Raw genomic sequence first — 20,119 nt, forward strand, 5'->3', positions numbered from 1 at the left:
TCAGAGCCAGCCCATGCGCTGGGCGGTGCGGATCGCCTCCAGCCGGTTCTGGGCGTTCAGCTTGGTCATGGCGCTGGACAGGTAGTTGCGCACGGTGCCCTCGGTGAGGTGGAGCTCGCCGGCGATCCTGGAGATCGTCGCCCCGTCGCCCGCCAGGCGCAGCGCGTCGCGCTCCCGTTCGGTCAGCGGGCTGTCGCCGGCCGCCATCGCCGCGGCGGCCAGCTCGGCGTCCAGGTAGCGCCCGCCCGCCATGACCTTGCGGATCGCCATGGCCAGCTCCTCGGCGGAGGCGTCCTTGCCCAGGAAGCCGCTCACCCCGGCGGCCATCGCCCGGCGCAGGTAGCCGGGGCGGCCCAGGCTGGTCAGGATGACGATCTTGCACTGCGCACTGATCCGCTCGGCGGCGCTCAGGCCGTCCATGCCGGGCATCTCGATGTCCAGCACGGCCACGTCGGGACGGTGCTCGGCGACCGCGTCCACGACCTCGTCGCCGCGGCCCACCTGGGCCACGACCTCGATGCCGTCCTCCAGGTCGAGCAGGGCGGCGATCGCGCCGCGGATCAGGTGCTCGTCGTCGGCGAGCAACACCCGGGTGGTCATGCCGGCACCGCCGCGCGCAGCAGGTAGCCGCCGCCGGGCGTCTGCTCGGCCCGCAGGACGCCGCCCGCCGCGCCGACCCGCTGGGCCAGGCCCGCCAGCCCGTTGGCCGCGTGCTCGCCCACCGGGCCGCTCACCCCGTCGTTGGACATCTCCAGAACCCCGTTCTCGATCGTGATCGTGCAGCGTTCGGCCTTGCTGTGCTTGAGCACGTTGGTGGCGCCCTCGCGGACCACGGTGGCGAGCAGGGTGCGCACCTCCGGGGTCAGCGCGGAGGTCTCGGCCCGTACCGTGCAGCGGACCTCGGCCGCCTCCAGCACCGCCCGTACGCTGGACAGCACCTCGTCCAGGTCGAGCGCCCGGTAGTTCTGCACCACTGCGCGCACCTCGCGCAGCGACCGCCTGGCCAGGTCGCGTACCTCGAACATGGCCCGCTCGGCGGCGGCCGGGTCGGCCGGCAGCGATCGCGCCGCGCCCGTCGTCCTCGTCGAGATGTCGGCGAGGCTCTGCCCGAGCAGGTCGTTGAGGTCGCGGGCGAAGCGCAGCCGCTCCTCCGAGACCGCCAGCCTGGCCCTGGCCTCCTGCCCTTCGTGCGCCTCCTTGGCCATCCGCCACAACCACAGGTTCGCCAGCACGCCGCCCACGCAGAGCACCGTGAACACCGCCAGGGTCACGATCACCAGCAGCAGTTCCAGAGGCATCCCGAGGGTCAGCGAGACGCCGAGGACGAGCGCGGCGACCCAGGCGGCGGACGCCACGACGACCGTGCGCCGGCGGACGAAGGGGGCCAGCATGGCCAGCCACGCCGGGATCGCGTACAGGATCGTGCAGGCCGTGAGGACCAGGGCGAGCACCCCGGTCACGGCCAGCAGGGCCGTCGGACGGCGGCCGCCCCGGACGGCGATCCTGAACGGCCGCGTGGTCAGCGCCATGAAGACCAGCAGCAGCACGCCGGCCGCCACGAGGGGTTGCCAGGGCAGACCGACCGTCTCGCGGAGCACGTAGAGGTTGTAGAAGCCGGTGGCCGGCACCAGCAGGAGGAAGTCGGTGGAGTAGACGATCAGCCAGCGGACCTTGTCCAGGCGGGTCGGACGTCTCATGCGGGCACCGCCGCGCGCAGCAGGAACTCGCCGGTGGGAGTGGGGGCGGCCGAGAGCGAGCCGCCCGCCGTGGTCAGGCGTTCGGACAGGCCGCGCAGGCCGCTGCCCGGGGCCGCGCAGGCGTCCCTGACGCCGTCGTTGCGCATCTCCAGCACGCCGCCGTCGATGGTGATCGCGCAGGTGGTGGCCGAGCTGTGCTTGAGCACGTTCGTGCCGCCCTCGCGCACGACCCACGCCAGCAGGGTGCGCCCGGCGGGGGACAGGTCGCCCACCCTGGTCTCGATCAGGCACCGGGCGCCGGCCGCCTCCAGCGCGGCCCGCACCCCGGTGAGCTCCGCGTCCAGGTCGAGCGTGTGGTAGCCGTCCACGGCCAGTTGCACCTCGGCCAGCGAACCGGTCGCCAGGCGGCGCACCTCGTCCATCTCCGACAGGGCCCTGGCCTGGTCCTTGGCCGCCAGTTTGGCCGCCAGCTCGCTCTTCAGCGTGATCACCGACAGGCTGCGGCCGAGCAGGTCGTGCAGGTCGCGGGCGAAGCGCAGGCGTTCCTCGGCGATGGCCAGGCGGGCCTTGGCCTCCTGCCCGTCGTGGGCGTCCCTGATCGTCCACCAGAGCCAGCGCCACAGCAGCATGGCCGCGACCACGAACAGGCAGCTGGCCGCCTCGGGGAGCAGCGTGCCGAGCCAGGTCCGGTCGGTGATCAGCACGACGTACCCGCTGACCAGGCTGACCACCGCCGCGCCCACGCAGGCCGTGGCCCACAGCGGCAGGTAGAACGCGACCATCGACACCCACAGCACGCCGGTCTCCAGCCAGGTGGCCGTGTACGACAACTCCTGGTGCGGCAGCAGCAACACCGAGCCGGCCGCCAGCACCCCGGACAGGACCAGTTTGGACGTGGGCCGCGGCCGGCCGTCGAAGGCGGCCCTGAGCAGGCCGGGGAAGAACGAGAATTGGCCGACCAGGCAGGCGGCCGTGAGCACCGCCTGCGGGACGGAGATCACGCCCTGGATCGCGAAGATCGTGACGAGGGTCACGAACACCAGGCCCAGGAGGACGTACATGGCGTCCATCCAGTAGATGAGGATCTTCCGCGCGGTGTCGGCACGACCGGCCATCGGTTCCCTCCCCCCCTGGATCGTGCAAAATCCTATGTCAGGAGTGGGTACGCCAGAGAATGCGTGAGACGTCCGGTTTGGGAGATGTGCCGCGCAACGACAACCAGGCCAGCCCGTGACGGACGGCGTACGCGGACAATTTGCCGGCCTCCGACTCGTCCAGATCGCCGCCGCGGGCCAGCACCGGGGTCAGGGCGAGGCGCGCCCACACCTGCTCCTCGCCGGGCAGCGCCCAGGCCCGCGCGAGTTGCCCGGCCGCCGCCCGTACGGCCGATCCCAGCCTGCGCAGCCGGCCCGACGGCGCCGTACGCGGCTCCATCTCGGCCAGCAGCTCGACGGTGTCCACCCGGGCGCCGGCCCGCCGGGTCGCGCGCAGCATCTCCAGGTCGGCCGCGTCCAGCCCGTCCGGCTCCAGCCGCAGCGTGAAGCACACCCGCAGCGGGCGTTCCTGTTGCAGGGCCCGCAGCGCCCGCGCCCTTCGCAGCACGGCGGCCGGGTCGGCGGCGTCGCGGACCTCGAAGCCCATCGTGCCGGCCCCGAACGCGCCGGCCGCCTTGCGGTAGGCGGTGGCCAGACCGCCCGGCCTGGTGCACGCCACGGCCAGCTCGGGCCCGCCGGGCCCGCCGAACACCGGGAAGGCGTCACCGCCCGCCGCCCTGAGCCGCCCGAGCCCGGCGGCCACCGGATCGCCGCCCGGCCGCGGCGGCCCGGCCCACCGGGGGAGGCAGCCGTCGCCGCCCGCGACGAGATGGCCGAGCGCGTACCGGGTCACGCCGGTGCGGCGGGACTCGGCCGCCAGGTCGAACCCGGGGTCGGCGGCGGTGTCGACGAACCCCATGAACGAGCCCGTCCGCTCCGGCACGGCCACCGGCACCCTGGGCGGCGGCGGGGCGGGCGCGGGGGCCGCGGCAGGTGTCGAAGCGGGCGTGGCGCCCGCGGGCAACATCCGGATCGCCAGGCCCGTGGCGCCGGCGAGCACGAGCGCGGCGAGCACCGCGAGCGGCCGGGGCAGCGTGCCGGACTCTCTTCTCTTTCGCGGCATATGACACCCATGGTGATCGATCGGTTACTTTCAGCGGTTGAGGGTGAAGGTAGCAAGCGTCCGCCGGATGGCGCGGGCCTTTTCCGGGCGGCGTCCGATGTGTGCGGATAATGAGCATCATGAAGCTGCGGATCTTCACCGAGCCCCAGCAGGGCGCCACCTATGACGACCTGCTCGCCGTCGCCCAGGCCGCCGAACGCCTGGGTTTTGACGCCTTCTTCCGTTCTGACCACTACCAGCGCATCGGTCCGGGCGACCCGGGCGCCGGCTCGACCGACGCCTGGGTGACGCTCGGCGCCCTGGCCAGGGAGACGTCCACGATCAGGCTCGGCACGCTGGTGACGCCGGCCACGTTCCGGCTGCCCGGCCCGCTGGCGATCAGCGTGGCGCAGGTCGACCAGATGAGCGGCGGCCGGGTCGAGCTGGGCTTCGGCACCGGCTGGTTCGACGGTGAGCACTCCGCGTACGGCATCCCGTTCCCGCCGCTCGGCGAGCGGTTCGGCCGGTTCGAGGAGCAACTGGAGATCATCACCGGCCTGTGGACGGCGAAGGACTCCTACTCCTTCGAGGGCCGCTACTACCGGCTCGTGGACTCGCCGGCCCTGCCCAAGCCGGTCCAGCGGCCCAGGCCGCCGCTGATCATCGGCGGCTTCGGCGCCAAGCGCACGCCCAGGCTGGCGGCGGCGTACGCGGATGAGTACAACGTGCCGTTCCACACCGTGGCCGACACCGGGCTGGCGTTCGCGCGGGTACGCGCGGCGGCCGACGCGGCGGGCCGCGGGCTGATCCTGTCGGCGGCGCAGACCGTCGTCGTGGGCGCCGACCGGGCCGAGGTCGAGCGGCGCGCCGCGGCCATCGGCCAGGACCCCGGCGCGCTGCGCGAGAGCGGCCTGTGCGGCACGCCGGACGAGGTGCTGGCCAAGCTCGACGCGTTCGCCGGGCTCGGGGCCGAGCGGATCTACCTCCAGGTGCTCGACCTGGCCGACCTCGAACACCTGGAGCTCATCGCCGCCGAGGTGCTGCCGCACGTGTGATTCCGGTGGCTAATCCGTTGGCGGCGGTTCGCCCGGCTACGGCACACTTGGGGCGTGCTGCTGACGATCACGACCACCGCGAACCCGGCCACCGACCTGGGCTTTCTCCTGCACAAGCATCCTGAGCGCGTGCAGGAGTTCGGCCAGTCGTTCGGCACGGCCACGGTGTTCTACCCGGAGGCGGGCGAGGAGCGCTGCACGGTGGCGCTCCTGCTGGAGGTCGACCCGATCGCGCTGGTCAGGTCGCGCGGCAGGAACTCGCCCGACTTCAGCCTGTCGCAGTACGTCAACGACCGCCCGTACGCGGCCTCGTCGCTGCTGGCCGTCGCGCTGGCCGACGTCTTCCGCACCGCGCGGGCGGGACGCTGCAAGGCCAGGCCCGAGCTGCCGGGCACCCCGCTGCCGCTGGAGATCCGGCTGCCCGCGCTGCCCTGCCGGGGCGGCCCCGAGCTGGCCCGGCGGCTGTTCGAGCCGCTGGGGTGGGCGGTGGAGGCCGAGGCGCTGCCGCTCGACGAGGGTTTCCCCGAGTGGGGCGAGTCCCGGTACGTACGGCTCACCCTGCGCGGCACCGTGCTCCTGGCCGACGCGCTCAACCATCTCTACGTGCTGCTGCCCGTGCTCGACGACGGCAAGCACTACTGGATCGCGCCCGACGAGGTCGACAAGCTCATCAGGGCCGGGACGGGCTGGCTCGGCGGGCATCCCGAGCGCGGCCTGATCACCCGGCGCTACCTGGGACGGCGTTGGTCGCTGGCGCGTACGGCGCTGGCCAGGCTCGCCGAGCTGGGCGACGAGACCGAGGAGCAACTGGAACCACCCCTGGCCGAGGAGCCCGCCCCCGACGAGCCCACCACCGACGGGGAGTCCACCGACAGCGAGCCCACCACGGACGAGCCCGCCGACGGCGAGCCCGTCGCTGAGGAGTCCGCCGCTGAGGGGTCGGCCGCCCCTGAGGGACGTAAGGCGAAGTCGCTCAGCACGCTGCGGCGCGAGGCCGTGCTCGCCCGGCTCGAAGAGCTGGGCGCGGTCAGCGTGATCGACCTGGGCTGCGGTCAGGGCGAGCTGGTCGCGGCCCTGCTGGCCAGGCCCAGGTTCGCCCGCGTCGCCGGCATGGACGTCTCCTCCATGGCCCTCACCATCGCCGCCCGCAAGCTGCGCCTGGACCGCATGCCCGACGGCAAGAGGGCCCGGCTCACCCTGTTCCAGGGCGCGCTCACCTACACCGACAAGCGGCTGTCGGGCTACGACGCCGCGGTGCTCATGGAGGTGATCGAGCACGTCGACCCGCCGCGCCTGGCCGCGCTCGAACGGGTCGTGTTCGGCCGCGCCCAGCCGCGGCACGTGCTGGTCACCACCCCCAACATCGAGCACAACGTGCGCTACGAGTTCCTGACCGGCCTGCGCCACCCCGACCACCGCTTCGAGTGGACCCGCGCCGAGTTCGCCGAGTGGGCCGCCCGGGTGGCCGCCCGGTACGGCTACCACGTCGCCGTCGAACCCGTCGGCGAGGACGACCCCGAGGTCGGCCCGCCCACCCAGATGGGAGTCTTCACCCGTGATCAGCGTTCCTGAGCTGTCCCTCGTGGTGCTCGTCGGCATCTCCGGCAGCGGCAAGTCCACCTTCGCCCGCCGCCACTTCAAGCCCACGCAGGTCATCTCCTCCGACTTCTGCCGCGGCCTGGTGTCCGACGACGAGAACGACCAGGCCGCCACACCCGCGGCGTTCGACCTGCTGCACCACATCGTCGGCATGCGCCTGTCCAGGGGCCTGTTCACGGTCGTGGACGCCACCAACGTTCAGTACCCGGCCCGCAAGAGCCTCATCGAGCTGGCCAGGAAGCACGACGTGCTGGCCGACGCGATCGTGCTGGACACGCCCGAGGAGGTCGCGATCGAGCGCAATGCCGCCCGCCCCGACCGCGACTTCGGCCCCGGCGTGGTGATCCGCCAGCGCAAGGAGCTGCGCCGCTCGCTGTCCAAGATCTCCGCCGACGGGTTCCGCCGGGTGCACGTGCTGCGCGGCCTGGAGGAGATCGACAACGCCGAGATCACGTACGAGAGGGCGTGGTCGGACCGGACCGAGCTGACCGGCCCGTTCGACGTCATCGGTGACGTGCACGGGTGCCGGGCCGAGCTGGAGGCGCTGCTGCGGAAGCTGGGCTGGCAGGGTCTCGCGCACCCCGAGGGCCGTACCGCCGTGTTCGTCGGTGACCTGGTGGACCGCGGGCCGGACACGCCGGGCGTGCTGCGCCTGGTCATGGACATGGTCGAGGCGGGCACCGCGATCTGCGTGGCGGGCAACCACGAGCAGAAGCTCGTACGCGCGATGAACGGCCGCAAGGTCACGGTCGCGCACGGCCTGCGCGAGTCGCTGGACCAGCTCGCCGCCGGGCCGCCCGAGTTCGCCGAGCGGGCCAGGACGTTCATGGACGGCCTGCTCAGCCACTACCGGCTCGACGGCGGCCGGCTCGTCGTCGCGCACGCCGGGCTGAAGGAGTCCTACCACGGCCGCGCCTCCAAGCGCGTACGCGCCTTCGCCCTGTACGGCGACACCACCGGCGAGACCGACGAGTACGGCCTGCCGGTCCGCTACCCCTGGGCCGACGAGTACCGCGGCCGGGCCATGGTCGTCTACGGCCACACGCCCACGGTCACGCCCGAGTGGGTCAACAACACGATCTGCCTGGATACCGGCTGCGTCTTCGGCGGCCAGCTGACCGCGCTGCGCTACCCGGAGCGCGAGATCGTCCAGGTCCCGGCCGAGCGTGTCTGGTACGAGCCGGCCAAGCCGCTCGGCGCGCCCTCCCGCGAGCCCGGCACGCTCGACGTCGGCGACGTGATCGGCACCCGGCACGTCGAGACCCGCTCCGGCGGCCGGGTCAAGGTGCGCGAGGAGAACGCGGCCGCCGCGCTGGAGGTCATGAGCCGGTTCGCGGTCGATCCGGGCTGGCTGGTCTACCTGCCGCCGACCATGGCGCCGCCGGAGACGTCCAGGCTCGACGGCTACCTGGAGCACCCGCACGAGGCGTTCGAGGAGTTCGCCGCGGCGGGGGTGGGCGAGGTCGTGTGCGAGGAGAAGCACATGGGCTCGCGGGCCGTCGCCGTACTGGCCAGGACGCCCGAGGTCGCCGCGGCCCGGTTCGGCGTGACCGACGGCAGCGCGGGCGCGGTCTTCACGCGGACCGGGCGGCCGTTCTTCCGGGACATGGCGCCGCTGGTCGACGCGCTGCGCACGGCCTGCGCGCCGCTCTGGGAGGAGCTGCGCTCGGACTGGGTCGTGCTCGACTGCGAGCTGCTGCCGTGGTCGGCCAAGGCGGGCGAGCTGATCAGGTCCCAGTACGCCTCCGTCGGCGCGGCCGCGCGGGCCGTGCTGCCCGAGGCGGTCGCGGCTCTGGAGGCGGCGGCCGGGCGCGGGCTGGATGTGAGCGGGCTGCTGACCCGCACCCGACGCCGCTCCGGCAACGCTGCCCTGTTCCGCGACGCCTATGCGCGCTACTGCTGGCCGGTCGACGGGCTGGACGGGATCCGGGTGGCGCCGTTCCAGATCCTGGCCTGCGAGGGGCGGGCCACGGCGCTGGAGCCGCACGCCTGGCACCTGTCCACGCTGGCGCTGCTCGACTCGCCGCTCATCGCCCCGACGCGGCACGTGTTCGTCACGCTCGGCTCGCCGGAGTCCAGGGCCGAGGCCACCGCCTGGTGGGAGTCGCTGACCGCCGACGGGGGAGAGGGCATGGTGGTCAAGTCGGCCGCGTACGTGCCCGGCCGGGTGCAGCCCGGCGTGAAGGTGCGGGGCCGGGAGTACCTGCGGATCATCTACGGGCCCGACTACACCGAGTCCCTCGACGTGCTGCGCCGGCGTTTCCTCGGCAAGAAGCGCTCGCTGGCGCTGCGCGAGTACGCCCTGGGCCTGGAGGCGCTGTCGCGCCTGGCCGACGGCGAGGCGGGCTGGCGCGTGCACGAGCCGGTCTTCGCGGTGCTCGCCCTGGAGTCCGAGCCCGTGGACCCGCGCCTGTGACGCCGTTCCTTTGACGCCGCGTCTGTGATCTCGCGCCCATGAACCCGGCCCCTTCGAAGGAGACGAGATGACCGCCGACCGCCACCGTCCCGGCTACGTCCGGCGCAGACTCGGACGCGCCCTGCTGTTGTACGCCGTGGCGACGGCGGTGGCGCTCGTCGTGATCGCGGTCTTCTGGCTGACCAGGAGCTGACACCGGTTCTGTGCCAAGGTTGGGTAAGCGCCGCGCTACAGAGGTGACCGCCGGGTAGGTCCCCGATCACGGGGAAGGGACCTTCATGGCTACTCGGCACACCCATCAGGAGCATCTGGGCCACGTCGTCTTCATCACCGCCGCGGCGGCCATCGGCGGGTTCCTGTTCGGCTACGACAGCTCGGTCATCAACGGCGCGGTCACCGGCATCCAGCGGCACTTCCGGGTGGGCGCGGTGGAGATCGGCTTCGTCGTGGCCATCGCGCTGCTCGGGTCCGCGCTGGGTGCCTGGGTGGGGGGCGGGCTGGCCGACAGGTGGGGGCGTACCCGGTCGATGAAGGTGGCCGCGGTGTTGTTCACCGTCAGCTCGATCGGGCAGATGTTGCCGTTCGCGATCTGGGACCTGGCGGTGTGGCGGGTCATGGCGGGCTTCGCGATCGGCATGGCCTCGGTGCTCGGGCCGGCCTACATCGCCGAGGTGGCGCCGCCCGCCTACCGGGGGCGGCTGGGCTCGTTCCAGCAGCTCGCCATCGTGCTCGGCATCGCGGTCTCGCAGCTCGTCAACTACCTGATCGCCCAGCTCGCCGGCGGCAAGGTCAACAACCATCTGTGGGGGTTGCAGGCGTGGCAGTGGATGCTGGGCGCGTGCGCCGTCCCGGCCCTGCTGTACCTGCTGTTCGCCTCGGCCATCCCCGAGTCCCCCCGCTACCTGATCATGTCGGGCCGGTCCAGGAAGGCCCGCGAGGTGCTGGTCGAGGTCGAGGGCGAGGACGTGGACCTCGACACCCGGATCGCCGAGATCCAGCACGTGCTCAGGACCGAGCGCGTGCCGGGGCTGAAGGACCTGCGCGGACGCGCGTTCGGGCTGCTGCCCATCGTCTGGATCGGCATCATCCTGTCGGCGTTCCAGCAGTTCGTCGGCATCAACGTGATCTTCTACTACTCGTCCGTGTTGTGGCAGTCGGTGGGCATCAACCAGAGCAACTCGCTGCTGATCAGCTTCTCCAGCTCGATCATCAACATCATCGGCACGTTCATCGCGATCTCGCTGGTCGACCGGATCGGGCGCAGGCCGCTGCTGCTGATCGGCTCGGCCGGCATGACGATCGCGCTGGGCACCGCGGCCTGGGCGTTCAGCGCGGCCACGGGCGCCGGGGGCGCGCTGCCGAGCCCGCAGGGGCCGATCGCGCTGGTCGCGGCGAACGTGTTCGTGTTGTTCTTCGCCCTGTCGTGGGGTGTGGTGGTCTGGGTCCTGCTCGGCGAGATGTTCCCCAACCGCATCCGCGCCGCCGCGCTCGGCGTCGCCGCCGCCGCGCAGTGGCTGGCCAACTGGGCGATCACGGTCTCGTTCCCGGCGCTGTCGGAGTGGAACCTGCCGCTCACCTACGCCATGTACGCCCTGTTCGCCCTGCTGTCCCTCCTCTTCGTCGCCAAATGGGTCAAGGAGACCAAGGGCCGCAAGCTCGAAGACATGGGCTGACCAGGCCGCGCGGTGGGCTAATCTCCGGCACGTGCTCGTCGACGTGCTCGGTCCCGGTCTGAACGTGTTGTTCTGCGGCATCAACCCCGGCCTGATGTCCGAGGCCACCGGCCACCACTTCGCCCGGCCGGGCAACAGGTTCTGGCCGGCGCTCCACCTGTCCGGCTTCACGCCGCGCCTGCTGGCCCCCGCCGAGCAGCACCTGCTCCCCTCGTACGGGCTGGGCATCACCAACATCGTCCCCCGGGCCAGCGCCAAGGCGTCGGAGCTGACCAGGGACGAGCTGGCCGAGGGCGGGCGGCACCTGGCGGGGAAGGTGGCGGAGCTGGGGCCGGGGGTGCTGGCGGTGCTGGGGATCTCGGCGTACCGGACGGCCTTCGCGCGGCCGAGGTCGGTCATCGGCCCGCAGCCCGAGACGGTCGGCGGGGCCCGCGTGTGGGTGTTGCCGAACCCGAGCGGGCTCAACGCCCACTGGACCGTGGCCACGATCGCCGAAGAGATGGCCCGTCTGCGGGCGTCGCTGGACTGAGCCGCGGGTGCCCCGCGGTGGCGGGGCACCCGCGCGGGGCTACTTGGCCGCGAAGTCCTGCGTCCAGTAGATGCGGCCCTGGGCGTTCTTGGCCGCGCCGACGCCGATCACGGTGTACCGGCAGTTCATGATGTTGGCGCGGTGGCCGGAGCTGTTCATCCAGGAGCTCATCACGGAGGCCGGGGTGGCCTGGCCGAAGGCGATGTTCTCGGCGAAGGCGGTGCCGCCGGTGAAGCCGGCCGCCCTGATCCGGTCCATGAAGCTGCGGCCGTCCTTCGAGGTGTGGTCGAAGTAGTTCTTGGCCGCCATGTCCGAGGAGTGGCCGAACGCGGCGGCGCGCAGCTGCGGGTCGTGCTTGAGCGGCTTGCAGTCGCCCTTGGCCCGCTCGGCGTTGACCAGCTTCAGGACCTCGTTCTCCTCCGCGGTGCCCACGGCGCCGCCGCCCGGGGTGCCGGTCGGGGTGGCGGTGGGCGTGCCGCTGGGCTTGGGGGACGGGGTGGCCGAGGTCGTCGGGGTGGGCGTCGGCGTGCCGGCCGGGGCACAGGACAGCTTGACCGCCTTGGACCTCGCGCCGCGTCCGCGGTAGTCGGTGGCGACCGCGTAGTAGACGCCGGGCGCGCACGGCAGGGTGAGCGCGAGGCTGCCGGACCTGGTGGCGCCGCTCTTGACGACCGGGTCGGGGCCCGGGACGGCGCGCTTGACGCGCACGCGCAGCAGCGTGTCCGTACGGCAGCCCCGGCGGGTGGCGGCGGAGACGATCTGGGCGGAGTCGTTGACACGAGGGGCGGCCACGGTGACCCGGCAGCGGCTCGCGGCCTCGCTGCCGGCCGTGGCGGCCTCGGCCGTGGTCATCGGCGTACAGAGTGCGGCCAGGCTCACGAGGCCGGCGAGTGCCCCTAGGGGTTTGCGCATCGGGGGCTTCCTCCAGTTGCGATGGACGCTGGATCGCACCGCATTCTGGTGGGACCAGAACCCCTATGTCACGATATTTGCGAAATTTCCTTGAGGTCCGGGTAAACCAAAGTGTCCCCAGAGGCGTCCTGGCCCGTTCCACGCCCGGGGGCTGTCAGACCCTGAATTCCTCGGTCCTGTGGGCGTACGCGGGCACCGCGGCCCGCATCTCGTCGGTGATCGACGGCGGCGGCAGCGGCACGATCTCCCGCCGGTGGAAGTCGCGTACGTCCTCCCCCTCGGCGAACAGTTCCTCGACCGCCCGCAGGCATGGGCCGACCACGCCGGGATCGGTGATGCGCCGGCCGCCCGCGCCGCCGCCGTACTCGTCGTAGAGGACCTCGTACATCAGCTCGGGGGAGAAGATCACCAGCTCGGGCAGCGGTTCGAGGGCGGCCACGCGCGCGGCGGACACCACCCGGCACGGCGAGCCGGCCCTGGCCCGCATGTCCAGCAGATGCATCTCCCACTGCAGGTACGGGCTGACCGGGAACTCCACCACCCGCACCCGCCGGACCGGCACGCGGTGGCGGAAGTAGCCGGCCACCAGCGGCGCCATCTTCTCCGACAGGGCGAGGGAACCGGCCCAGTCGCCGTCCATCATGGCCCGCCAGCTCGCCACGTCGGGCTCGTAGAAACTCTGGGCGCGCTCCAGCTTCCACAGGGGAGCGGCGCAGCCCGCGTGGTCGCGCTCGAAGGCGGCCAGGTAGCCGGGCGCGTCCAGGACGAGTGCGCCGGCGCCGCCCACGGCGGCGAACGGATTCGTGACGGCCAGCACGGAACCCGGCTTGATCATGCGACGCCCCTTCGCTCGGTGAGACCCGCCCAGATCATGAAATGGAGCTTGATCCGGGTCAAGGCCCAACATCACGAAGGGGCGTGACGGTCACCCGCGGTAGTGAAAGCGGCGGTGCACCAGGTTGAACACGGTGGCCACCAGGAAGACCGCCAGCAGGATCTTGAAGAAGCCGAACCCGAAGACCAGCCCCAGCACCCCGAAGACGATCAGGAAGGGAAGGAACGGTCCGGGACCGTGGTGGCCCCGCCCATGACCCTGGTGGCGGTTCCAGCGGCGGCCCGCCTGCCCGTGGTGCATGGCCCGCATCTGCTGACGGTGTGCCCGCATGGCGTCGCGCCAGGCGTCCCGGTCGAACTGGGGGAGCTGCTGGGCGGGGGCGTAGCCGGGGCTGTAGGCGGGCGCCTGGCCGGGCAGATCGGCCGTCACCTGGGAGAGGTCGCGGACCGTCTTGGAGGCCAGTGCCCGGTCGAGCCGCTCGTCGAGTTCCTCGTGGGTCAGACGGCCCTGTGCGAAGTGCTCGCGCAGGGCCGCCATCGTCTGCTCGCGCTCGGCGTCGCCGATACGGAGATCGTTGTGGTCCATGCCTGGTTCCTCGCTCTCCCCGAACCGGCCTGTCGCTGCGGAGCCGGTCACCTGGTTACTCCTCGCCCGGTTCGCCGTCGGCCAGGATCTGGTAGAGCTTGCGCCGGGTCTCAACCAGAGTCTTACGCGCTTCGCGGATTTGTGCGTCGTTTCCGGTCTGAAGAACCTGCATCATGGCAAATGCCGACTGTCGGGCGATGTGCCAGAGATCGGCGGTGTTGTCGTCGATGTCCGGACGCATGTCGTCCCAGGGGGCGCGTACCTCGTCGGCGTGCGCCTCGATGTAGGCGCGGCCCTCGTCGGTGAGGCGGAAGGTCTTGCGGCCCTCGTTCTCCTCCGCGATCACCAGGCCCTCGTCCGTGAGCTGCTGCAACGCCGGGTAGACGGCGCCGGGGCTGGGCTTCCAGCCGCCCTCGCTGCGTTCGGCGATCTCCTGGATGACCTGGTAGCCGTTGCGCGGCTCCTCGGCCAGCAGGGCCAGGATCGCGGCGCGGACGTCGCCCCGCTTGGCCTTGCGGCCCCGGCCGCCGCGCCAGCCGTGGTGTCCGCCCCAGGGGCCGCCCGGACCGAAAGGCCCGCCCGGACCGAAGGGGCCGCCGCGGCCGAATTCGAACGGGAACGGTCCGCCCGGCCCGCCGCGCCTGCCGCGTTGCCGGCGCTCGCCCTGTCCGTCGCCGCCCCGGTGATGGTGGTGATGGCCGCCCATCTGCTCGAAGGCGTCGGCCATGGCCCTCAGCTTCTCGCGGGCCGCGCGCAGGTTCTCGCGGGGGCCGAACCACTCGCCGCCCGCTGCGTGTGTGTAACTCATGATTTTTCTCCTTCTATCGCGATCTGTTCTCGATGCGTCAACGATATATCGCTACTGTTTCGTTCACAAGCCGTTGGGGAGAGTGAGACAGATCACGAAAAAGTTGCGGAATCGGGGAACAGTATTGGGATGAGCGCCGTTGAACAGAGCAGACGAGGTCGTTCCGCGTCGGCAGGGCTGGGGGGTGCTGTCGCCGCGGAGACGACCTCGTCTGCGTTTGCGGGTACTTCGGGCCGGACCGTTCCACCGTCCGGAGGCTCGTGCGGCGGGGCTCTCCGCGTAAAGCGGCTCTTTGCAATACAGTCCCGATCATGATGGGGCACACGCACGCGATGACCGGGGCGATCGCCTGGCTGGCGCTGGCGCCGCCGCTCGCCGCACTTCCGCTGCTGAACGAGAGCTCCCGGTTCATCGACACCGGCATCATGGCCGGCGCGCTCGGCCCGGCCGAGCTGATCGCCGGCGCCCTGGTCTGCGCGGGCGCGGCCATGCTGCCCGACCTCGACCATCCCAGCGCGACCATCGCCCAGACCTTCGGTCCGGTGACCTGGTTGCTCAGCAAGTTCGTGTCGTGGATCAGCGGCGGCCACCGCGGCATGACGCACTCGCTGGTCTTCGCCGCGGCGCTCGGGTTCGGCGTCCACTGGCTGGCCAACACCTATCCGATCGGCCGCGACATCGTGGTCGTGCTGCTCGTCGGGCTGGCCCTGCGGGCCATCGGCGTCGGCATCCCGGGCAACAAGGCCGGTTCGGCGATGATCAACATCGGCCTGACCGCCGGCCTCTACGCCGTCTTCCTCTCCCTGCACGTCGGGTACGCCTGGCTCGGCCTGGCCGTGGGCGTCGGCTGCCTGATCCACGTGGTCGGCGACTGCATGACCGAACGGGGATGCCCGGTGCTCTGGCCGCTCGGCGCCAAGTTCGTGTTGCCGTGGAAGATCGGCATCAAGACCGGCAAGAAGTTCGAGCAGAAGATCCTCGCGCCGATCCTGTCCGTCGCGATCATCGGGCTGCTCTTCTGGCGGCTGGCCCCGCTTTAACTTGATGTCGAGATACCGTAGTAATATCTTGACGTCGAGACATCCGCCGCGAGTCCCGCAGGTTAGGTTCACCTAACGTACGTGTCGTTCCGTGGGTGCGGCAGGATTCAAGTGAGCAATTGTCTGATGGAGGAGGCGAATCACCGTGTCCGCGAACAGCTTCGGCAGCCGTGACACGCTACGCGTCGGAGACGCGGCGTACGAGATTTTCCGGCTTGACGCCGTCGAGGGCGCCGCACGCCTCCCGTACAGCCTGAAGATCCTGTTGGAGAACCTCCTCCGCACCGAGGACGGCGCCAACATCACCGCCGACCACATCCGTGCGCTCGGTGGCTGGGACCCCAACGCGGCGCCCAGCGTGGAGATCCAGTTCACGCCCGCCCGCGTCATCATGCAGGACTTCACCGGCGTGCCCTGCGTCGTCGACCTGGCCACGATGCGCGAGGCCGTGCGCGACCTGGGCGGCGACGCCGCGCGGATCAACCCGCTCGCGCCCGCCGAGATGGTCATCGACCACTCCGTCATCGTCGACTACTTCGGCCACCCCGACGCCTTCCAGCGCAACGTCGAGCGCGAGTACGAGCGCAACCATGAGCGCTACCAGTTCCTGCGCTGGGGCCAGACGGCCTTCGACGAGTTCAAGGTCGTCCCGCCCGGCACCGGCATCGTCCACCAGGTCAACATCGAGCACCTGGCGCGCGTGGTGATGATCCGCGACGGCAAGGCCTACCCCGACACCTGCGTCGGCACCGACTCCCACACCACGATGGAGAACGGCATCGGCGTGCTCGGCTGGGGCGTCGGCGGCATCGAGGCCGAGGCCGCGATGCTCGGCCAGCCGATCTCCATGCTGATCCCGCGCGTGGTCGGCTTCAAGCTCAGCGGCAAGCTGCCCGCGGGCGCCACCGCCACCGACCTGGTCCTGACGATCACCGAGATCCTGCGCAAGCACGGCGTCGTCGGCAAGTTCGTCGAGTTCTACGGCGAGGGTGTCTCCTCCGTGCCGCTGGCCGACCGGGCCACGATCGGCAACATGAGCCCCGAGTTCGGCTCCACCTGCGCCATCTTCCCGATCGACGGCCAGACCGTCGACTACCTGCGCCTGACCGACCGCTCCGAGGAGCAGGTCGCGCTGGTCGAGGCGTACGCCAAGGCCCAGGGCCTCTGGCTCGACCCGCAGGGCCCCGAGCCGGTCTTCTCCGAGTACATCGAGCTCGACCTCGGCACGGTCGTCCCGTCGATCGCCGGCCCCAAGCGTCCGCAGGACCGCATCGAGCTGTCGGCGGCCAAGGCCACCTGGCGCCGCGACGTCGAGAACTACGTGGTCGACGGCGTCGACGAGGAGGGCGAGGAGTCCTTCCCCGCCTCCGACGCGCCCGCCTCCAACGCCCGCGCCGACAGCGGCCGGCCGCACAAGCCGGTCCCGGTCACGCTGGCCGACGGCACGTCGTTCGAGATCGACCACGGCATCGTGTCGATCGCCGCGATCACCTCGTGCACCAACACCTCCAACCCGTACGTCATGATCGGCGCCGCGCTGCTGGCCCGCAACGCCGTCGAGAAGGGCCTGACCCGCAAGCCGTGGGTCAAGACCTCGCTGGCCCCGGGTTCGCAGGTCGTCACGGGCTACTTCGAGCGGTCCGGGCTGCAGCCGTACCTCGACAAGATCGGCTTCAACCTGGTCGGCTACGGCTGCACCACCTGCATCGGCAACTCCGGGCCGCTGCCCACGGAGATCTCCGACGCCATCCAGGCCAACGACCTCGCGGTCACCGCGGTCCTGTCCGGCAACCGCAACTTCGAGGGCCGGATCAACCCCGACGTCAAGATGAACTACCTGGCCTCGCCGCCGCTCGTGGTGGCGTACGCGCTGGCCGGCACGATGGACCTCGACCTGGCCACCGAGCCGCTCGGTCTCGGCTCCGACGGGCAGCCGGTGTTCCTCAAGGACCTCTGGCCGGCGCCGGAGGAGATCGCGGCCGTGGTCAACTCCTCGATCGGCCGCGACATGTTCGAGCGCGACTACGCCGACGTGTTCAAGGGCGACGACCACTGGCGCTCGCTGCCGATCCCGACCGGCGACACCTTCGAGTGGGACCCGTCCTCCACGTACGTGCGCAAGGCCCCCTACTTCGACGGCATGCCGGAGAAGCCGGAGCCGGTGACCGACATCTCGGGCGCCCGCGTGCTGGTCAAGGTCGGCGACTCGGTCACCACCGACCACATCTCGCCGGCCGGCTCGATCAAGACCGGCACCCCCGCCGCCCAATACCTCCAGGCCAACGGCGTCGAGGTCCGCGACTTCAACTCCTACGGCTCGCGGCGCGGCAACCACGAGGTGATGATCCGCGGCACGTTCGCCAACATCCGCCTGCGCAACCAGATCGCGCCCGGCACCGAGGGCGGCTACACCCGCGACTTCACCCAGGCCGACGGCCCGGTGTCGTTCATCTACGACGCCTCGGTCAACTACGCCGAGGCCGGCACGCCGCTGGTGGTGCTCGCGGGCAAGGAGTACGGTTCGGGCTCCTCGCGCGACTGGGCGGCCAAGGGCACCGCGCTGCTCGGCGTGCGCGCCGTGATCGCCGAGTCCTACGAGCGCATCCACCGCTCCAACCTGATCGGCATGGGCGTGCTCCCGCTGCAGTTCCCCGAGGGGGCCACGGCGGACTCGCTCGGGCTGACCGGCGAGGAGACCTTCGACATCACCGGCGTCGAGGCGCTCAACGGGGGCGGCATCCCGTCCACGGTGCACGTCAAGGCCGGTGACGTGGAGTTCGACGCGGTCGTCCGCATCGACACGCCCGGCGAGGCCGACTACTACCGCCACGGCGGCATCATGCAGTACGTCCTGCGCTCGCTGCTGGCCAAGTAGTGACTTCCCGCGCCCGCGTACGGTCAAGAGCCGGCCGCGGGCCGGGGACGGGGCGCGATCCTCACGCGCCCGCATCGGGGGTATCACCCGACCCGTGAGAGCCGCCCGGCGGAACACCCTCCGCCGGGCGGCTCTCCGCTTTCCACGTCACCGGCTCGAGGTGCGGTAACGGTGGGTGGCCAGCGGGGCGAAGACGGCGACGAGCGCCACCGACCACAGCACGCTGGCCGCGACCGGATGTTGCAGCGGCCAGACCGAGCCCGCCGAGGTGGGATTGCCGAACAGGCGGCGGGCGGCGGCCACGGTCGCGCTCATCGGGTTCCAGTCGGCCAGCGGCCTGAGCCAGGCGGGCAGGCCCTCCGTGGGCACGAACGTGTTGGCCAGGAACGTCATCGGGAACAGCCAGCCGAACGTGGCGGCGTCGGCCTGCGCGCCGCTCTTCACGTACAGGCCGATGTAGGTGCCGACCCAGATCATCGCCAGGCCGAACAGCGCCAGCAGCCCGAAGGCGGCCGCCGTCTCGCCCGGCGACCCGTGCGTACGCCATCCGGCCAGCAGGACGCCCGCCGCGACCATCGCGGCCAGCGACATCAGGTGCATCGACAGGTCGGCCACCGTGCGGCCGACGAGCACGGCGCTGCGGGCGATGGGCTGGGCCCGGAACCTGTCGATGATCCCGCGTTCCATGTCCTCGGCGACCGCCGTGGCGGCCGCTGTCGCCGTCATGGCCATGACCTGCATGAAGATGCCCGGCATCAGGAAATTGCGGTAGTCGCCGCCGTCCGGGAGGGTGATCGCGCTGCCGAAGACGTACCCGAACAGCACGGTCATGATCACGGGGAAGACCAGGAAGCCGGCGATCTCGCCCGGTTGCGCCTTCCACCGCGAGTACGTGCGGCCCGCGATGGTGAGGGAGTCGACGATGGTCCAACGCAGGTTCATTCTCGTGGCTCCTGTCAGGCTGTCGGGTACGTCACGCGGTCAGGCTGTCGGGCTGTCCGGCGCGTCACGCGGTCAGGTGGAGGAAGACCTCGTCGAGTGTCGGGCGGCGCAGCGCGAGGTCCTCGACGGCGATCCCGGCGGCGTCGAGGGCGCGCGCGGCGCGGACGAGCGACTGCGCGCCGTCGGGCGCGGGCAGCGTCACCCGCGTCCCGCCCGGCTCGGCTGCGGAGACGGCCGGGCCGAGCGCCCTGAGGCCCGCCGCCACGTCGCCGGGCTCGCGGAAGACGATCTGGACGCGGTCGCCGCCGACCTGCTTCTTGAGCGCGCCGGGTGAGCCGGCCGCCGCCACGCGGCCCTCGTGCAGCACCACGACCTGGTCGGCGAGGTGGTCGGCCTCGTCGAGGTACTGGGTGGTCAGCAGCAGCGTGGTGCCTTCGCGTACCAGGTCGCGCAGGGCGTCCCAGAGCTGGAGGCGGCTGCGCGGGTCGAGTCCGGCGGTCGGCTCATCCATGAACAACACGGGCGGCGCGACGATCAGGCTGGCGGCCAGGTCGAGCCGCCGCCGCATGCCTCCCGAGTACGTCCTGACGAGCCGCCGCCCCGCCTCCGCCAGCCCGAACCGCTCCAGCAGCTCGTCGGCCCTGCTCCTGGCCCGGGCCCTGGACAGGTGGTAGAGGCGGCCGAACAGCTCCAGATTGCGCCGTCCGGTCAGCAGCTCGTCCACGGCCGCGTGCTGACCGGCCAGGCCGATGCGGAAGCGCAGCCGGGCCGCGTCGCGCACGACGTCGAGCCCGGCGACCTCGGCCCGGCCGCCGTCCGGGCGGAGCAGGGTGGCCAGGATGCGCACAGTCGTGGTCTTGCCGGCGCCGTTCGGTCCGAGCAGCCCGCACACCGTGCCCGCCGGGACGTCGAGGTCGATGCCCCTGAGCGCGTCCTTGGTGGCGTACCGCTTCCGCAAACCCTCCGCGTAGATCATCGCGAGGTCTCCTTAACGGTGTTAAATCCAACAGCGTCAAG

18 protein-coding genes are annotated in these 20,119 nt (G+C 71.6%); 8 read left to right on the top strand and 10 right to left on the bottom strand.

Annotated features, from left to right (window positions below):
• From IEZ27_RS04765 to IEZ27_RS04780, 4 genes are read right to left on the bottom strand one after another with little or no spacing between them, the layout of a single operon-like run.
• Window positions 1-600: a response regulator transcription factor gene (locus IEZ27_RS04765; RefSeq protein ID WP_125646369.1), complete on the bottom strand. Its 600-nt coding sequence runs from the start codon at window positions 598-600 to the stop codon at window positions 1-3.
• Window positions 597-1,697, bottom strand: a complete 1,101-nt coding sequence (locus tag IEZ27_RS04770) for a sensor histidine kinase (RefSeq protein WP_189646095.1) — start codon at window positions 1,695-1,697, stop codon at window positions 597-599. Before IEZ27_RS04770 ends, IEZ27_RS04765 begins: the two co-directional genes overlap by 4 nt.
• Window positions 1,694-2,812, bottom strand: coding sequence for a sensor histidine kinase (locus tag IEZ27_RS04775; RefSeq protein ID WP_189646096.1), 1,119 nt, complete (start codon window positions 2,810-2,812; stop codon window positions 1,694-1,696). The genes IEZ27_RS04770 and IEZ27_RS04775 overlap by 4 nt, the downstream gene beginning before the upstream one ends.
• A 37-nt stretch (window positions 2,813-2,849) precedes the next feature.
• Window positions 2,850-3,854, bottom strand: a complete 1,005-nt coding sequence (locus tag IEZ27_RS04780) for a glycoside hydrolase family 18 protein (protein WP_189646097.1) — start codon at window positions 3,852-3,854, stop codon at window positions 2,850-2,852.
• A 119-nt stretch (window positions 3,855-3,973) separates the two neighbouring features.
• Here IEZ27_RS04780 and IEZ27_RS04785 point away from each other — a divergent pair, with 119 nt between their 5' ends.
• The 6 genes from IEZ27_RS04785 to mug all read left to right on the top strand — a co-directional run bounded on the left by IEZ27_RS04785 (window position 3,974) and on the right by mug (window position 11,105).
• Window positions 3,974-4,888 carry an LLM class F420-dependent oxidoreductase gene (locus IEZ27_RS04785; protein ID WP_189646098.1) on the top strand — a complete coding sequence of 305 codons (915 nt, stop codon included), beginning with the start codon at window positions 3,974-3,976 and terminating at the stop codon, window positions 4,886-4,888.
• 54 nt (window positions 4,889-4,942) lie between these two features.
• Complete coding sequence (locus IEZ27_RS04790; protein WP_189646099.1) at window positions 4,943-6,460, top strand: 3' terminal RNA ribose 2'-O-methyltransferase Hen1; 1,518 nt, start codon at window positions 4,943-4,945, stop codon at window positions 6,458-6,460.
• Window positions 6,444-8,903: a polynucleotide kinase-phosphatase gene (locus IEZ27_RS04795; protein ID WP_189646100.1), complete on the top strand. Its 2,460-nt coding sequence runs from the start codon at window positions 6,444-6,446 to the stop codon at window positions 8,901-8,903. Before IEZ27_RS04790 ends, IEZ27_RS04795 begins: the two co-directional genes overlap by 17 nt.
• Before the next feature lie 67 nt (window positions 8,904-8,970).
• Complete coding sequence (locus tag IEZ27_RS54875) at window positions 8,971-9,096, top strand: hypothetical protein (RefSeq protein ID WP_268246035.1); 126 nt, start codon at window positions 8,971-8,973, stop codon at window positions 9,094-9,096.
• A gap of 85 nt (window positions 9,097-9,181) precedes the next feature.
• Window positions 9,182-10,576 carry a sugar porter family MFS transporter gene (locus IEZ27_RS04800; RefSeq protein WP_189646101.1) on the top strand — a complete coding sequence of 465 codons (1,395 nt, stop codon included), beginning with the start codon at window positions 9,182-9,184 and terminating at the stop codon, window positions 10,574-10,576.
• A 31-nt stretch (window positions 10,577-10,607) separates the two neighbouring features.
• The gene (mug, locus tag IEZ27_RS04805; protein WP_229823272.1) at window positions 10,608-11,105 is read left to right on the top strand and encodes a G/U mismatch-specific DNA glycosylase; all 498 of its coding nucleotides are present in this window, start codon (window positions 10,608-10,610) and stop codon (window positions 11,103-11,105) included.
• A gap of 39 nt (window positions 11,106-11,144) precedes the next feature.
• On the opposite strand, the gene IEZ27_RS04810 is transcribed toward mug, so the two are convergent.
• From IEZ27_RS04810 to IEZ27_RS04825, 4 genes are all read right to left on the bottom strand, one after another.
• Complete coding sequence (locus IEZ27_RS04810; RefSeq protein WP_189646102.1) at window positions 11,145-12,017, bottom strand: CAP domain-containing protein; 873 nt, start codon at window positions 12,015-12,017, stop codon at window positions 11,145-11,147.
• Between the two features lie 154 nt (window positions 12,018-12,171).
• Window positions 12,172-12,852, bottom strand: a complete 681-nt coding sequence (locus IEZ27_RS04815; RefSeq protein ID WP_189646103.1) for a DUF6879 family protein — start codon at window positions 12,850-12,852, stop codon at window positions 12,172-12,174.
• A gap of 90 nt (window positions 12,853-12,942) precedes the next feature.
• Window positions 12,943-13,437 carry a DUF1707 SHOCT-like domain-containing protein gene (locus IEZ27_RS04820; RefSeq protein ID WP_189646104.1) on the bottom strand — a complete coding sequence of 165 codons (495 nt, stop codon included), beginning with the start codon at window positions 13,435-13,437 and terminating at the stop codon, window positions 12,943-12,945.
• Window positions 13,438-13,492: 55 nt separating this feature from the next.
• Window positions 13,493-14,245 carry a PadR family transcriptional regulator gene (locus tag IEZ27_RS04825; RefSeq protein WP_189646105.1) on the bottom strand — a complete coding sequence of 251 codons (753 nt, stop codon included), beginning with the start codon at window positions 14,243-14,245 and terminating at the stop codon, window positions 13,493-13,495.
• A 311-nt stretch (window positions 14,246-14,556) separates the two neighbouring features.
• On the opposite strand from IEZ27_RS04825, the gene IEZ27_RS04830 reads away from it, so the two are divergent.
• Complete coding sequence (locus IEZ27_RS04830) at window positions 14,557-15,285, top strand: metal-dependent hydrolase (protein WP_125646343.1); 729 nt, start codon at window positions 14,557-14,559, stop codon at window positions 15,283-15,285.
• 145 nt (window positions 15,286-15,430) lie between these two features.
• Window positions 15,431-18,160 (top strand): aconitate hydratase AcnA, encoded by a 2,730-nt coding sequence (acnA, locus tag IEZ27_RS04835; RefSeq protein ID WP_189646106.1) that lies wholly within the window; start codon window positions 15,431-15,433, stop codon window positions 18,158-18,160.
• A gap of 147 nt (window positions 18,161-18,307) precedes the next feature.
• Here acnA and IEZ27_RS04840 read toward each other — a convergent pair whose 3' ends face one another.
• Window positions 18,308-19,102 carry an ABC transporter permease gene (locus tag IEZ27_RS04840; RefSeq protein WP_189646107.1) on the bottom strand — a complete coding sequence of 265 codons (795 nt, stop codon included), beginning with the start codon at window positions 19,100-19,102 and terminating at the stop codon, window positions 18,308-18,310.
• 64 nt (window positions 19,103-19,166) lie between these two features.
• Window positions 19,167-20,078 (bottom strand): ATP-binding cassette domain-containing protein, encoded by a 912-nt coding sequence (locus IEZ27_RS04845; RefSeq protein ID WP_189646108.1) that lies wholly within the window; start codon window positions 20,076-20,078, stop codon window positions 19,167-19,169.
• Window positions 20,079-20,119: the final 41 nt, after the last annotated feature.

The organism is Nonomuraea spiralis, from assembly GCF_014648435.1.
In the GTDB taxonomy this organism is placed as follows: domain Bacteria; phylum Actinomycetota; class Actinomycetes; order Streptosporangiales; family Streptosporangiaceae; genus Nonomuraea; species Nonomuraea spiralis.

Bases quoted from the DNA above. Each gene is read 5' to 3' on its own strand.
- IEZ27_RS04800 (WP_189646101.1), top strand. From the start codon at position 9,182: ATGGCTACTCGGCACACCCATCAGGAGCATCTGGGCCACGTCGTCTTC.
- IEZ27_RS04780 (WP_189646097.1), bottom strand. From the start codon at position 3,854: ATGCCGCGAAAGAGAAGAGAGTCCGGCACGCTGCCCCGGCCGCTCGCG.
- IEZ27_RS04825 (WP_189646105.1), bottom strand. From the start codon at position 14,245: ATGAGTTACACACACGCAGCGGGCGGCGAGTGGTTCGGCCCCCGCGAG.
- IEZ27_RS04815 (WP_189646103.1), bottom strand. From the start codon at position 12,852: ATGATCAAGCCGGGTTCCGTGCTGGCCGTCACGAATCCGTTCGCCGCC.
- IEZ27_RS54875 (WP_268246035.1), top strand. From the start codon at position 8,971: ATGACCGCCGACCGCCACCGTCCCGGCTACGTCCGGCGCAGACTCGGA.
- IEZ27_RS04830 (WP_125646343.1), top strand. From the start codon at position 14,557: ATGATGGGGCACACGCACGCGATGACCGGGGCGATCGCCTGGCTGGCG.
- IEZ27_RS04765 (WP_125646369.1), bottom strand. From the start codon at position 600: ATGACCACCCGGGTGTTGCTCGCCGACGACGAGCACCTGATCCGCGGC.
- IEZ27_RS04820 (WP_189646104.1), bottom strand. From the start codon at position 13,437: ATGGACCACAACGATCTCCGTATCGGCGACGCCGAGCGCGAGCAGACG.
- IEZ27_RS04785 (WP_189646098.1), top strand. From the start codon at position 3,974: ATGAAGCTGCGGATCTTCACCGAGCCCCAGCAGGGCGCCACCTATGAC.
- IEZ27_RS04770 (WP_189646095.1), bottom strand. From the start codon at position 1,697: ATGAGACGTCCGACCCGCCTGGACAAGGTCCGCTGGCTGATCGTCTAC.
- IEZ27_RS04810 (WP_189646102.1), bottom strand. From the start codon at position 12,017: ATGCGCAAACCCCTAGGGGCACTCGCCGGCCTCGTGAGCCTGGCCGCA.
- IEZ27_RS04840 (WP_189646107.1), bottom strand. From the start codon at position 19,102: ATGAACCTGCGTTGGACCATCGTCGACTCCCTCACCATCGCGGGCCGC.
- IEZ27_RS04845 (WP_189646108.1), bottom strand. From the start codon at position 20,078: ATGATCTACGCGGAGGGTTTGCGGAAGCGGTACGCCACCAAGGACGCG.
- IEZ27_RS04775 (WP_189646096.1), bottom strand. From the start codon at position 2,812: ATGGCCGGTCGTGCCGACACCGCGCGGAAGATCCTCATCTACTGGATG.